Source organism: Pseudomonas sp. 67(2021) (assembly GCF_017491835.1).
Taxonomy (GTDB): Bacteria; Pseudomonadota; Gammaproteobacteria; order Pseudomonadales; family Pseudomonadaceae; genus Aquipseudomonas; species Aquipseudomonas atacamensis.
Window position 1 is genome coordinate 18216 of record NZ_JAFGYL010000017.1, and the last position, 13078, is coordinate 31293.

Consider the following 13078-nt stretch of genomic DNA (forward strand, 5'->3'; position numbering starts at 1 on the left):
GCAGCTATTCGCGAGCAGGCTCGCTCCCACATTTGGAATGCATTTCCCTGTGGGAGCGAGCCTGCTCGCGAAGCTTTTGATCTTCTGTCAGGCAACCTGATTCAGATCGTTATTGCGCGTCTCCTTCAAGCACAAGACCGCAATCAGACTCAACACCGCCGCCGCCGACACATACCCGCCGACATAACTCAACCCACCCATCGCCACCAGTTTCTGCGCAAAGAACGGCGCCGCCGAGGCCCCGACGATGCCGCCCAGGTTGTACGCCGCTGAAGCGCCGGTATAACGCACGTGGGTCGGAAACAGCTCAGGCAACAGCGCGCCCATCGGTGCGAATGTCACGCCCATCAAAAACAACTCGATGCACAGAAACAGCGCCACGCCCCAGGTCGAGCCCTGCGTCAGCAATGGCTCCATGAGAAATCCGGACAGAATCGCCAGCACGCCACCGATGATCAGCACCGGTTTGCGCCCGTAACGGTCGCTGGCCCAGGCCGACAAAGGCGTCGCGGCGGCCATGAACAACACGGCAAAGCACAGCAGGCCAAGGAAAGTCTCGCGGCTGTAACCCAGCGTCGATACGCCATAGCTCAGGGAAAACACCGTCGAGATATAGAACAGTGCATAGCAGACCACCATCGCCGCCGCCCCGAGCAGGGTCGGCGCCCAGTATTGGCTGAACAACTCGACCAGCGGCACCTTGACTCGCTCCTGACGGGCGATCGCATTGGCGAACACTGGCGTTTCATGCAATTTCAGGCGCACATACAGGCCGACCATCACCAGCGCCGCACTGAGCAGAAACGGAATACGCCAGCCCCAACTGCGGAACTGTTCGTCATCCAAGGTCATGGCCAAGGTCAGGAACAGGCCGTTGGCCGCAAGAAAACCAATCGATGGCCCGAGCTGCGGAAACATGCCGAACCAGGCGCGTTTGCCCTTCGGCGCGTTTTCCGTGGCCAGCAGCGCTGCGCCGCCCCATTCGCCGCCAAGGCCCAGGCCCTGACCGAAACGCAGCACGCACAGGAGAATCGGCGCCCAGGCACCAATGCTGTCGTAGCCCGGCAACACGCCAATCAAGGTGGTGCACACGCCCATCAACAGCAGCGAGGCGACCAGCGTCGACTTGCGCCCGATGCGGTCGCCAAAGTGGCCAAACAGTGCCGAACCCAGTGGTCGGGCGAGGAAGGCAATGCCGAAAGTGAGAAACGCCGAAAGCATCTGCGCCGTGCCGGAGGTCTGCGGAAAGAACACCGGCCCGATCACCAGCGCCGCAGCGGTGGCATAAACGTAGAAGTCGTAGAACTCGATGGCGGTGCCGATAAAGCTTGCCGTGGCCACGCGGGTGGCGGAATTGGTCGGCTGGGCAGGCGCGGTTTCGCTGTAAGCGGTTTGGGTCGTCATGCGGTGATCCCTGACAGTCATGAGCTCCAGTGGAGCGAATTATTATGGTCGAACACCCAGGGATGTGGGGTAGGGCGCGAGCGCTGTTTCGAGTAGGAACAGTCGTCGGTTTGCAGCGGAAACAGTCAGGATCCGGGCAGTGCCGGGTAGGCACAGGGATCGACGGCGCTTGGGTAAGCGCCTCGATTATAGGAAGGGGGCTAACGATCAAACAAGCGCAAACAATGCAGCTTTATCGAGCAGGCACCAGAGCAGGCACCGATGAGGTCAGCCAGATCAACACCTTGCTCACCCGGTTCTCCTCGGTCTCGAGGATTTCCAGTCGATAACGCCCGATCTTCAGGCACACCGCGCTTTCCGGAATGGTTTCCAGCGCTTCGGTGACCAGGCCGTTGAGCGTCTTCGGCCCGTCGCTCGGCAGGTGCCAGCCCAGGCACTTGTTCAGGTCGCGGATCGATGCGGCGCCATCGATCACCATACGCCCGTCGGCCTGTGGATGGATGTGCGGGTTGTCGAGGCTGTGCTCGCTTTCGAATTCGCCGACGATCTCTTCGAGAATGTCTTCAAGCGTGACGATGCCCAGCACTTCCCCGTACTCGTCCACGACCATGCCGAGGCGGCGTTGCTGCTTGTGGAAATTCAGCAGTTGCAGTTGCAGCGGCGTGCTTTCCGGGACGAAGTAGGGCTCGTAGCTGGCGGCCAGCAGTGCCTCGCGGGTCAATCCGCCGTTGCTCAGCAAATGGCCGATCTGGCGGGTGTTGAGCACCGCTTCGACCTGATTGATGTCGCTGTGAAACACCGGCAGACGCGTGCGCTTGTTCTCGCGCAGTTGCTCGATGATCTCTTCGATCGAATCGTCGAGGTTGATGCCGTCGACATCACTGCGCGGCACCAGAATGTCGTTGACCGTGATGTTGTCCAGCGCATGAATGCCCGATACCGGATGGCTGCGGACCGGATGCTCGTGATCCTCATCGTGATCGGTCGGCAACTCGTCCTCGCTCTGTTGCACGACCTGCGCCTTGCGCGTGAACGGGGTTATCAACAAAGCGCTGACCCGGCTGAACAGCCACGCGAACGGGTAGACGATTTTCATCGGCACGGTCAGCAGGGCATTGCCGAACGCCAGCACGGCATCCGGATAGCGCCGGGCCACAGTGCGCGGGAAATAATCGGCGAACACCAGCAGGATGCCACCGGCGCCCAGGCAGGCCGCCCACGGGCCGTTTTCTTCGCAGAGAAAAATCGCCAGCAGGGTCGCGATGATCACTGCGAGGGCGCGGCACAGGGTGTTGCAGAGGATCAGGCTGTCGAGCGGGAAGCTCAGCTTCGCCAGCGGTTTATCGCTGGCGCGCGAGGCGATACGTTGCGCAAGCAGGTGCTGCTGCGCGATTTCGACGGCGGTAAACAGCCCTGACCATAAAATCAGCAGGACAAATACCGCGAGCATCGGCCCTATGGGCAAACCGTCCATTTATGCCGCCCGTCAGATGTGCAGAATGTATTCACGAACCAGTTTGCTGCCGAAGTACGCCAGCATCAGCAGGCAGAAACCGGCGAGGGTCCAGCGAATCGCCTTGTGGCCGCGCCAGCCCAGACGGTTGCGGCCCCACAACAGCACGCTGAAGACGATCCATGCCAGGCAGGCCAGCAGGGTCTTGTGCACCAGATGCTGAGCGAACAGGTTCTCGACGAACAGCCAGCCGGAAATCAGCGATAGCGACAGCAGCGTCCAGCCGGCCCAGAGAAAGCCGAACAGCAGGCTTTCCATGGTTTGCAGGGGCGGGAAGTTCTTGATCAGCCCGGACGGGTGCTTGTGCTTGAGCTGATGGTCCTGAACCAGCAGCAGCAACGCCTGGAACACGGCGATGGTGAACATGCCGTAGGCGAGGATCGACAATAGAATGTGCGCGAGGATGCCCGGCTCTTCATCGATGATCTGCACCGTGCCGGTCGGCGCGAACTGCGCCAGCAATACCGTGATCGCGCCCAGCGGGAACAGCAGCACCAGCAGGTTTTCCACCGGGATCCGCGAACAGGCGAGCAGGGTCAGGGCGATTACCGCCGCAGCGATCAGACTGGACGCACTGAAAAAGTCCAGGCCAAGGCCGATCGGGGTCAATAGATGTGTAAGCAGGCTGGCGCCGTGGGCGAGCACGGCGAAGACGCCGAGGCTGACCAGCAGGCGCTTGTTCGCCTTGGCGCCGGTGGCCAGGCGGGTGCTTTGATAGACGGTCGCAGCGGCATAGAGCAGGGCGGCGGCGAGGGTGGTCAGCAAACTGGGTGACAAGGGGAGCATAAATCCTGTTAGGCGAGCCCGAAAGGCGCTGAGTTTGGCATAGAACCGCCACGGCACGAAAGACTCCGCAAGCTGACGGCGAGGTGTCCGCCGGCCGCAGTCTTCGCTATAATCCGCAACCTGCCCACGCCGCAGGCTCGCCGAGCACATGTTGATTCCGGTCTGGGCCGCCATTATCCCGGTTCGTACAGGGCCTGAAAGGATCGCGCAATGTTTGAAAACTTAACCGACCGTCTCTCGCAGACGCTGCGCCATGTCACCGGCAAGGCGAAGCTGACCGAGGACAATATCAAAGACACCCTGCGTGAAGTGCGCATGGCGTTGCTCGAAGCTGACGTCGCATTGCCGGTGGTCAAAGACTTCGTCAATTCGGTCAAGGAGCGCGCTGTCGGCACCGAGGTGTCGCGCAGCCTGACGCCGGGCCAGGCATTCGTGAAGATCGTCCAGGCCGAACTCGAAAGCCTGATGGGTGCGGCCAACGAAGACCTCAACCTGAGTGCCGTTCCGCCAGCCGTGATTCTGATGGCCGGTCTGCAGGGCGCGGGTAAAACCACCACCGCCGGCAAACTGGCGCGCTTTCTTAAAGAGCGCAAGAAGAAGTCGGTCATGGTCGTGTCTGCGGACATTTACCGTCCGGCCGCGATCAAGCAGTTGGAAACCCTGGCCAACGACATCGGCGTGACGTTCTTCCCGTCCGACCTGAGCCAGAAGCCGGTCGACATCGCCAATGCGGCTATTAAAGAAGCAAAACTGAAATTCATCGACGTGGTCATCGTCGATACCGCCGGTCGTCTGCACATCGACGAAGAGATGATGGGCGAGATCAAGGCGCTGCACGCCGCGATCAACCCGGTCGAAACCCTGTTCGTGGTCGACGCCATGACCGGTCAGGACGCCGCCAACACGGCCAAGGCGTTCGGCGATGCGCTGCCGCTGACCGGTGTGATCCTGACCAAAGTCGACGGCGACGCCCGTGGCGGTGCCGCGCTGTCGGTGCGCGCCATCACCGGCAAGCCGATCAAGTTCATCGGTATGGGCGAGAAGAGCGAAGCGCTCGATCCGTTCCATCCTGAGCGTATCGCCTCGCGGATCCTCGGCATGGGCGACGTGCTCAGCCTGATCGAGCAGGCCGAAGCGACGCTGGACAAGGACAAGGCCGACAAACTGGCCAAGAAGCTGAAAAAGGGCAAGGGCTTCGACCTCGAAGACTTCCGCGATCAGCTGCAACAGATGAAGAACATGGGCGGCCTCGGCGGGCTCATGGACAAACTGCCGAGCATCGGCGGCGTCAACCTGTCGCAGATGGGCAATGCCCAGAACGCCGCAGAGAAGCAGTTCAAGCAGATGGAAGCCATCATCAATTCCATGACCCCGGCCGAGCGCCGCGACCCTGAGCTGATCAGCGGTTCGCGCAAGCGCCGGATCGCCATGGGTTCCGGCACGCAGGTGCAGGACATCGGCCGCTTGATCAAGCAGCACAAGCAGATGCAGAAGATGATGAAGAAATTCACCGCCAAGGGCGGTATGGCAAAAATGATGCGCGGCATGGGCGGTATGTTGCCCGGCGGCGGCATGCCGAAAATGTAAAGACTTCGCCGGTCGTCGCACCGGCGCAGACCCTGCAAGGACGCAGGATCAACAGCAAACCCGCACTCGGCGGGAGCTGACTGGCCGTTTTTATCGACGGCTCTCTATGCAAATCTGCACGGCATGCCATGGGCGCCGGAAAAAGTCATTTGCAAAAGTCCGGATATTCCTTAGAATATGCGGCCTTTCGGGCACCCATGCCCGCTGTGCATTTAGATTTGCAGCACCGACTACAGGAACGATGTTCACATGCTAACAATCCGTCTTGCCCTTGGCGGCTCCAAAAAGCGCCCGTTTTACCACCTGACCGTAACCGACTCGCGTAACCCGCGTGACGGCTCCCACAAAGAACAGGTTGGTTTCTTCAACCCTGTTGCCCGTGGTCAGGAAATCCGTCTGTCCGTGAACCAAGAGCGCGTTGCCTACTGGCTGAGCGTTGGTGCACAACCTTCTGAGCGCGTTGCTCAGTTGTTGAAGGAATCTGCCAAGGCTGCGGCCTGAGCAATATGAACGCGACGCCAGCCCCTGCCGATGATTTGATCGTTATTGGCAAAATTTATTCTGTTCATGGCGTTCGCGGCGAAGTGAAGGTTTATTCCTTTACTGATCCGACTGAAAACCTGTTGCAGTACAAAACCTGGACGCTCAAGCGCGAAGGCAATGTCAAACAGGTCGAGCTGGTCAGTGGACGCGGGAGCGATAAGTTCCTGGTCGCCAAGCTCAAGGGTCTCGATGATCGTGAAGAAGCTCGTCTTCTGGCCGGTTATGAGATCTGCGTGCCGCGCAACCTGTTCGCTGAATTGACCGAAGGCGAGTACTACTGGTACCAGCTGGAAGGTCTGAAGGTCATCGACACCCTTGGGCAACTGCTCGGGAAAATCGATCATCTTCTGGAAACCGGCGCCAATGATGTAATGGTCGTCAAGCCTTGCGCTGGCAGCCTGGATGATCGCGAACGCCTGTTGCCCTATACGGAGCAATGCGTGTTGGCCGTCGACCTGGAAGCGGGCGAGATGAAGGTGGATTGGGACGCGGACTTCTGAACGTGGCTAACTTGCGCGTAGAAGTGATCAGTTTGTTTCCCGAGATGTTTTCCGCCATTGGCGATTACGGCATCACCAGTCGTGCGGTCAAACAGGGGCTCTTGCAGCTGACCTGTTGGAATCCGCGAGATTACACGACGGATCGGCATCACACTGTGGACGATCGCCCGTTTGGCGGTGGTCCGGGCATGGTGATGAAGATCAAGCCCCTGGAAGATGCGCTGGCTCAGGCCAAGGCAGCAGCCGGGGAGGCGGCGAAGGTGATTTACCTGTCCCCCCAAGGCCGTCAACTGACTCAGTCGGCGGTACGCGAGCTGGCACAATCGGATGCATTGATCCTGATTGCCGGCCGCTACGAAGGCATTGACGAGCGCTTTATTGAGGCTCATGTCGATGAAGAGTGGTCGATTGGCGACTATGTACTGTCTGGCGGCGAGCTGCCGGCCATGGTCCTGATCGATGCGGTTACACGACTGCTGCCTGGAGCTTTAGGGCATGCGGATTCCGCTGAGGAAGATTCCTTTACGGATGGTCTGCTGGATTGCCCGCACTACACCCGACCGGAGGTGTATGCGGATCAGCGTGTTCCCGACGTGTTGCTGAGTGGCAATCACGCGCATATCCGGCGTTGGCGTTTACAGCAGTCCCTTGGTCGGACCTATGAACGACGCGCCGATCTTCTGGAAAGCCGCTCGCTTTCTGGAGAAGAGAAGAAGCTGCTCGAGGAATACATCCGCGAGCGGGACGATAGTTAACAACGTATCGATGGTAGATCGAACGATTTACCTTAGGAGCACAGCATGACCAACAAAATCATCCTTGCACTCGAAGCAGAGCAGATGACCAAAGAAATCCCTACCTTCGCCCCAGGCGACACTATTGTCGTTCAGGTGAAAGTGAAGGAAGGCGATCGTTCCCGTCTGCAAGCGTTCGAAGGCGTTGTAATCGCCAAGCGTAACCGCGGCGTGAACAGTGCGTTCACCGTTCGTAAAATCTCCAACGGTGTTGGCGTAGAACGTACTTTCCAGACCTACTCCCCGCAGATCGACAGCATGGCTGTTAAACGTCGCGGTGACGTACGTAAAGCCAAGCTGTACTACCTGCGCGACCTGTCGGGTAAAGCAGCACGCATCAAGGAAAAACTGGCTTAAGCCCAGCTTCCGATGCAGAAAAAAGCAGCCTACGGGCTGCTTTTTTGTTGCCCGGGATTTGTGCTGCAAGGATCTTCAGTCTATCTGTGACCGAGTCGCGGCCTTCGCGAGCAGGCTCGCTCCCACCGAAGTCCGAATGTGGGGCCTGCTCGCGAATCGATCCATCAGGCGCTGGAACCTTGCGGTTGAATCAACGCCAGCAACGTCCACCCAGCCCCCGGTTTCAACGCCGTTTCCGGTGTCACCACATGCACCCAGCCGCTGTCATCACGCATGAACAGCAGCGTCGCGCGATTGCCGTGCAGCGCTTGGTAATCCTCCCAGCCGAAGCCGTCCGTCAATGTCGTGCTGTAAAGCTCCGCTCCCTGGCCCATCTGGCCGGCCAGTTTCGAATAGGTCAGTGCCTCACTGCCCAACTGATTGCCCCGGTGTTCCAGGCTCGCCCGATGTTTATCGCTGCGGCGGCTTTCATGGCCGCTGGCCAGACCGAACAGGCGCTGATGACCGAAGTCATGACGAAAGCGCATCGCCGCCAATGTGTTCAGCTCGCCCGACGGTGACAGCGCCAGCAAATGCCCCAGCCCCACCAGATCCAGATGCGCGTCGGCATGCTGCGACGCCGGGTTGCCGAAATAGGTCGGCAAGCCTTCCATGCGTGCCGCGCGGATATTCTCCCAGCTCGAATCGGTCAGCAGCACGCGGCTGCCCAGCTGTTGCAGCGACTTGCCCAATTCACGGGCCGGGCCATTGGCACCAACGATCAGAAAACCGCTTGGCGCCGGTTCAGCGACCTTTAACAGCCGTGCCAGCGGTCGCGCCGTTGCGCTTTGCAAAACCACGGTGCCGATGATTACCGCAAAGGTCAGCGGCACCAGGAGCAGGGCGCCTTCATGTCCGGATTCATCCAGGCGAATTGCGAAAATCGCCGAGACAGCCGCAGCGACGATCCCGCGCGGCGCGATCCAGCACAGCAACGCCCTTTCGCGCCAGCTCAGACTGGAACCGGCGGTGCTGAGCAAAACATTCAACGGACGGGCGATCAGCTGGATCACCAACAGCAGAATCAACACCAGCGGCCCCAGACCAAGCAAAGCGTTCAGGTCCAGGCGCGCCGCGAGCAGGATGAACAGTCCGGAAATCAGCAATACACTGAGGTTTTCCTTGAAGTGCAGGATGTGCCGCACGTCCACGCCTTTCATGTTGGCCAGCCACATGCCCATCAGCGTCACCGCCAGCAGGCCGGACTCATGCATCACCTGGTTGGCACCGATGAAGATCGCCAGCACCGCTGCCAGCGAGGCCAGATTGTGCAGGTATTCCGGCAGCCACTGACGCCGGATCACCGTCCCCAGCAGCCAACCCCCGACGACACCAAACACGGTGCCGCAGAGAATCACCCCGCCGAAGGTGAAGAGGCTTTGCTTGAGGCCATGGCCTTCAGCGCTGGCGATGATGAAGCTGTACACCACGACCGCGAGCAGAGCGCCGATCGGATCGATGACGATGCCTTCCCAGCGCAGGATGTTGGCGATCGAGGCCTTCGGCCGCACCACCCGCAGCATCGGCACGATCACGGTCGGACCGGTGACCAGCGTCAGGCTGCCAAACAGAATCGCCAGCATCCAGTCGAAGCCCAGCAGGAAATGCGTGGCTACCGCGATGACGATCCAGGTCGAAATCGCACCGAGGGTCACCAGTCGATGAACGACGCTGCCGATCTCTTTCCATTCCGACAGGTGCAGGGTCAGGCTGCCTTCGAACAGAATCAGCGCCACTGCCAGCGACACCAGTGGCATCAGCAGCGGGCCGAACATTTCCTGCGGGTCGAGCCAACCCAGCAGCGGGCCGGCCAGAATGCCGGTCAGCAGCAGAAACAGAATGGCCGGCAGCTTCAGGCGCCATGCCAGCCACTGACAACCCAGCGCCGCCGCGCCGATCCCGCCAAATGCCAAGAGAATTTGCTGCTCGTTCATTGATGCTCCCTGTTCCTTGATCTGGCTGGCTATGAAAGACTAGCGGCCATTCCCGTCGTTCACTGTCTATTTGCGCGCAGTGTTAAAAACTGCCTGCCCCGAGCACCCATGCCTGCTATCGACCATCCGCTGATTGATCAATTCCTCGACGCTTTATGGCTGGAGAAAGGCCTGTCCGACAACACCCGCGACGCCTATCGCAGTGACCTCGCGCTGTTCAACGGCTGGTTGCAGGAGAAAAATCTCGAACTGATCAATGCCGGTCGCGAGTTGATCCTCGATCATCTGGCGTGGCGGCTGGAGCAAAACTACAAGCCGCGCTCCACCGCGAGATTTCTCTCCGGGGTGCGTGGCTTTTATCGCTATCTGTTGCGGGAAAAACTGATCAGCGTCGACCCGACGTTGCGCGTCGACATGCCGCAACTGGGGCGGCCGTTGCCCAAGTCGCTGTCGGAAGCCGATGTCGAAGCACTGCTCAAGGCGCCGGATTTGAGCGAAGCCATCGGCCAGCGCGACCGCGCGATGCTGGAAGTGCTGTATGCCTGTGGCCTGCGCGTGACCGAACTGATCAGCCTGACGCTGGAGCAGGTCAACCTGCGCCAGGGCGTATTGCGGGTGATGGGCAAGGGCAGCAAGGAGCGTCTGGTGCCGATGGGCGAGGAGGCGATTGTGTGGGTCGAGCGCTATATGCGTGATGGTCGTGGCGAGTTGCTCGGTGGCCGCCCCAGCGATGTGCTGTTCCCCAGTCAGCGCGGCGAGCAGATGACCCGGCAGACGTTCTGGCATCGGATCAAGCATCAGGCCAAGGTCGCCGGGATCAGCAAGTCGCTGTCGCCGCACACCTTGCGCCACGCGTTCGCCACGCATCTGCTCAATCACGGCGCGGACTTGCGCGTGGTGCAGATGCTGCTCGGGCACAGCGACCTTTCCACTACCCAAATCTATACCCACGTCGCCCGCGCCCGCTTGCAGGACTTGCACGCCAAACACCACCCTCGCGGCTGACACATCCCATAATGTTGAAACACTGACCTGTGGCGAGGGGATTTATCCCCGTTCGGCTGCGCAGCAGTCGCAAACCCGGCTGGCTCGATTTTGACTGAAAGATCGCGGTGGATGGTTCAGGGCTGCTTCGCAACCCGGCGGGGATAAATCCCCTCGCCACAATAATGTGTGTCAGCCACATGTGGTTGTGGGTCAGTTGTACAAGCATGAAGATGTGTCAGTTGCACATGAGAGTGTGGCGACAGGCGCATTCGGCCCTCGTGACCTTATGTGTTAGGCTTTGCCGGTTTGCACGATGGACGGTTATGACCCGGTGTTTCGCACGGGCGTTCTGACCGTTTCATTGGCCCGCCCTCAGGAGTACTCATGCGTCTGACCCAGATTTTCGCCGCCGCCGCCATTGCGTTGGTGAGCACCTTTGCCGTCGCTGACGACGCGGCTGACAAAGCCATTCGTCAAAGCCTGGAAAAACTCGAACTCGAGGTTCCGGTCGAGAGCATCAGTGCCAGCCCGTTGCCTGGCATGTACGAAGTCAAACTCAAAGGCAGCCGCGTGCTGTACGCCAGCGCCGATGGCCAGTACATCGTGCAGGGCAACCTGTATCAGCTCGCGAATGGCAAACCGGTCAACCTGACCGAGAAGACCGAACGCCTGGGCATTTCCAAACTGATCAATGCCATCCCGGTGGCCGAAACAGTTGTCTACCCGGCCGTGGGCGAGACCAAATCGCACATCACCGTGTTCACCGACACCACCTGCCCGTACTGCCACAAACTGCATGCCGAAGTGCCCGAGCTGAACAAGCGCGGCATCGAAGTGCGCTACGTGGCGTTCCCGCGCCAGGGCCTGAATTCGCCGGGTGACGAGCAGCTGCAAGCAGTGTGGTGCTCGAAAGACAAGAAAGCCGCCATGGACAAAATGGTCGATGGCAAGGAAATCAAGGCCGCCAAGTGCGATAACCCGGTTTCCAAGCAATTCGCCCTCGGTCAGTCGATCGGCGTGAACGGTACACCGGCCATCGTTTTGGCCGACGGCCAGGTCATTCCGGGCTACCAGCCGGCGCCACAAGTCGCCAAACTGGCGCTGGGCGCGAAGTAATTCGCATCGTCACGGGCAACCGTTGACGATCGTGGTCCGGCGGCAACAGCGCCGGGCCATCAACAGAGAGCCGCGAGCACGCGGTTGTTTTCCGGCCGACCCTGTGTCGGCCGTTTCATGGGGAGTTCACAGTGAATCCGGTCAAAGTAGGCATCTGTGGGTTAGGGACCGTCGGTGGCGGTACCTTCAACGTACTTCAGCGCAACGCCGAGGAAATTGCTCGTCGTGCCGGGCGTGGAATCGAAGTGGCACAAATTGCCACGCGCACGCCAAAGCCTCAGTTCCAGACGACCGGTATTGCGTTTACCAACGATGTCTTCGAAGTGGCCACGAACCCTGAGATCGACATCGTCATAGAGCTGATGGGCGGCTACACCGTTGCCCGCGAGCTGGTACTCAAAGCCATCGAGAATGGCAAGCATGTGGTCACCGCGAACAAGGCGCTGATAGCCGTTCACGGTAATGAGATTTTCGCCAAGGCACGCGAGAAAGGCGTGATCGTGGCATTCGAAGCGGCGGTGGCCGGTGGCATTCCGGTGATCAAGGCGATCCGCGAAGGCCTGTCCGCCAACCGCATCAACTGGGTTGCCGGGATCATCAACGGTACCGGCAACTTCATCCTCACCGAAATGCGCGAGAAGGGCCGTACGTTTGAAGACGTACTCGCCGAAGCGCAAGCGCTGGGTTACGCCGAAGCCGACCCGACCTTCGACGTCGAAGGCATCGATGCCGCGCACAAGCTGACCATTCTGGCGTCGATTGCCTTCGGCATTCCGCTGCAATTCGACAAGGCTTACACCGAAGGCATCACCAAACTGACCACCGCCGACGTCAACTACGCCGAAGCGCTGGGCTATCGCATCAAGCACCTCGGCGTGGCGCGCAGCACTGACGCCGGCATCGAGTTGCGCGTGCACCCGACGCTGATTCCGGCCGATCGCCTGATCGCCAACGTCAACGGCGTGATGAACGCAGTGATGGTCAACGGCGACGCCGCCGGTTCGACGCTGTTCTACGGTGCCGGCGCTGGCATGGAGCCGACCGCTTCGTCGGTGATCGCCGATCTGGTCGACGTGGTTCGCGCGATGACTTCCGACCCGGAAAACCGTGTGCCGCACCTGGCCTTCCAGCCGGACTCGCTGTCGGCCCATCCGATCCTGCCGATCGAAGCGTGCGAAAGCGCTTACTACCTGCGCATTCACGCCAAGGATCATCCGGGCGTTCTGGCGCAGGTGGCGAGCATCCTGTCGGAGCGCGGCATCAATATCGAATCGATCATGCAGAAGGAAGTCGAAGAGCATGACGGCCTGGTGCCGATGATCCTGCTGACCCACCGCGTGGTCGAGCAGCGCATCAACGATGCGATCACCGCGCTGGAAGCACTGGCTGGCGTCGACGGCCCGGTTGTACGGATCCGTGTCGAACATTTGAACTAAAAGCAGCGGCAAGCTTCGAGCTGCAAGCGGCAAGAGAGAAGCAGTCTGGCTTTTACTTGCGACTTGCGGCTTGCAGCTTGCA

The 13078-nt window shown here is 60.1% G+C and carries 12 protein-coding genes; 8 read left to right on the forward strand and 4 right to left on the reverse strand.

Annotation, left to right across the window (positions count from 1 at the left end; translation table 11 throughout):
* Positions 1-87: 87 nt before the first annotated feature.
* The 3 genes from J5M66_RS19705 to ccsA form a co-directional block, all read right to left on the reverse strand.
* A complete protein-coding gene (locus J5M66_RS19705; RefSeq protein ID WP_122692785.1) occupies positions 88-1404 on the reverse strand; it encodes an MFS transporter in 1317 nt (438 codons plus the stop codon).
* A gap of 232 nt (positions 1405-1636) precedes the next feature.
* The gene (locus tag J5M66_RS19710; protein WP_207809054.1) at positions 1637-2878 is read right to left on the reverse strand and encodes a CNNM domain-containing protein; all 1242 of its coding nucleotides are present in this window, start codon (positions 2876-2878) and stop codon (positions 1637-1639) included.
* 12 nt (positions 2879-2890) lie between these two features.
* A complete protein-coding gene (gene ccsA, locus J5M66_RS19715; RefSeq protein WP_016771539.1) occupies positions 2891-3703 on the reverse strand; it encodes a cytochrome c biogenesis protein CcsA in 813 nt (270 codons plus the stop codon).
* Between the two features lie 210 nt (positions 3704-3913).
* Here ccsA and ffh point away from each other — a divergent pair, with 210 nt between their 5' ends.
* From ffh to rplS, 5 genes are all read left to right on the forward strand, one after another.
* Positions 3914-5290, forward strand: a complete 1377-nt coding sequence (ffh, locus tag J5M66_RS19720) for a signal recognition particle protein (protein WP_007967791.1) — start codon at positions 3914-3916, stop codon at positions 5288-5290.
* A 249-nt stretch (positions 5291-5539) separates the two neighbouring features.
* Positions 5540-5791, forward strand: coding sequence for a 30S ribosomal protein S16 (gene rpsP / locus J5M66_RS19725; protein WP_003185073.1), 252 nt, complete (start codon positions 5540-5542; stop codon positions 5789-5791).
* 5 nt (positions 5792-5796) lie between these two features.
* The gene (rimM, locus tag J5M66_RS19730) at positions 5797-6333 is read left to right on the forward strand and encodes a ribosome maturation factor RimM (protein WP_016771538.1); all 537 of its coding nucleotides are present in this window, start codon (positions 5797-5799) and stop codon (positions 6331-6333) included.
* Positions 6334-6335: 2 nt separating this feature from the next.
* Entirely contained in the window at positions 6336-7088 is a 753-nt protein-coding gene (trmD, locus tag J5M66_RS19735; protein ID WP_038860625.1) for a tRNA (guanosine(37)-N1)-methyltransferase TrmD, read from the forward strand.
* A gap of 45 nt (positions 7089-7133) precedes the next feature.
* Positions 7134-7484, forward strand: a complete 351-nt coding sequence (gene rplS / locus J5M66_RS19740) for a 50S ribosomal protein L19 (RefSeq protein WP_003175895.1) — start codon at positions 7134-7136, stop codon at positions 7482-7484.
* A 164-nt stretch (positions 7485-7648) separates the two neighbouring features.
* On the opposite strand, the gene J5M66_RS19745 is transcribed toward rplS, so the two are convergent.
* Positions 7649-9457, reverse strand: a complete 1809-nt coding sequence (locus tag J5M66_RS19745; RefSeq protein ID WP_130899440.1) for a sodium:proton antiporter — start codon at positions 9455-9457, stop codon at positions 7649-7651.
* A gap of 108 nt (positions 9458-9565) precedes the next feature.
* Between J5M66_RS19745 and xerD the strand changes: the two genes are divergently transcribed.
* From xerD to J5M66_RS19760, 3 genes are all read left to right on the forward strand, one after another.
* Positions 9566-10462 (forward strand): site-specific tyrosine recombinase XerD, encoded by an 897-nt coding sequence (gene xerD, locus J5M66_RS19750; protein WP_071174488.1) that lies wholly within the window; start codon positions 9566-9568, stop codon positions 10460-10462.
* A gap of 366 nt (positions 10463-10828) precedes the next feature.
* A complete protein-coding gene (gene dsbC, locus J5M66_RS19755; protein ID WP_016771534.1) occupies positions 10829-11560 on the forward strand; it encodes a bifunctional protein-disulfide isomerase/oxidoreductase DsbC in 732 nt (243 codons plus the stop codon).
* Between the two features lie 131 nt (positions 11561-11691).
* Entirely contained in the window at positions 11692-12996 is a 1305-nt protein-coding gene (locus J5M66_RS19760) for a homoserine dehydrogenase (RefSeq protein ID WP_207809051.1), read from the forward strand.
* Positions 12997-13078: the final 82 nt, after the last annotated feature.

Coding starts and splice junctions, on each gene's coding strand:
- J5M66_RS19705 (WP_122692785.1), bottom strand. CDS start 1,404: ATGACGACCCAAACCGCTTACAGCGAAACCGCGCCTGCCCAGCCGACC.
- J5M66_RS19710 (WP_207809054.1), bottom strand. CDS start 2,878: ATGGACGGTTTGCCCATAGGGCCGATGCTCGCGGTATTTGTCCTGCTG.
- ccsA (WP_016771539.1), bottom strand. CDS start 3,703: ATGCTCCCCTTGTCACCCAGTTTGCTGACCACCCTCGCCGCCGCCCTG.
- ffh (WP_007967791.1), top strand. CDS start 3,914: ATGTTTGAAAACTTAACCGACCGTCTCTCGCAGACGCTGCGCCATGTC.
- rpsP (WP_003185073.1), top strand. CDS start 5,540: ATGCTAACAATCCGTCTTGCCCTTGGCGGCTCCAAAAAGCGCCCGTTT.
- rimM (WP_016771538.1), top strand. CDS start 5,797: ATGAACGCGACGCCAGCCCCTGCCGATGATTTGATCGTTATTGGCAAA.
- rplS (WP_003175895.1), top strand. CDS start 7,134: ATGACCAACAAAATCATCCTTGCACTCGAAGCAGAGCAGATGACCAAA.
- J5M66_RS19745 (WP_130899440.1), bottom strand. CDS start 9,457: ATGAACGAGCAGCAAATTCTCTTGGCATTTGGCGGGATCGGCGCGGCG.
- xerD (WP_071174488.1), top strand. CDS start 9,566: ATGCCTGCTATCGACCATCCGCTGATTGATCAATTCCTCGACGCTTTA.
- dsbC (WP_016771534.1), top strand. CDS start 10,829: ATGCGTCTGACCCAGATTTTCGCCGCCGCCGCCATTGCGTTGGTGAGC.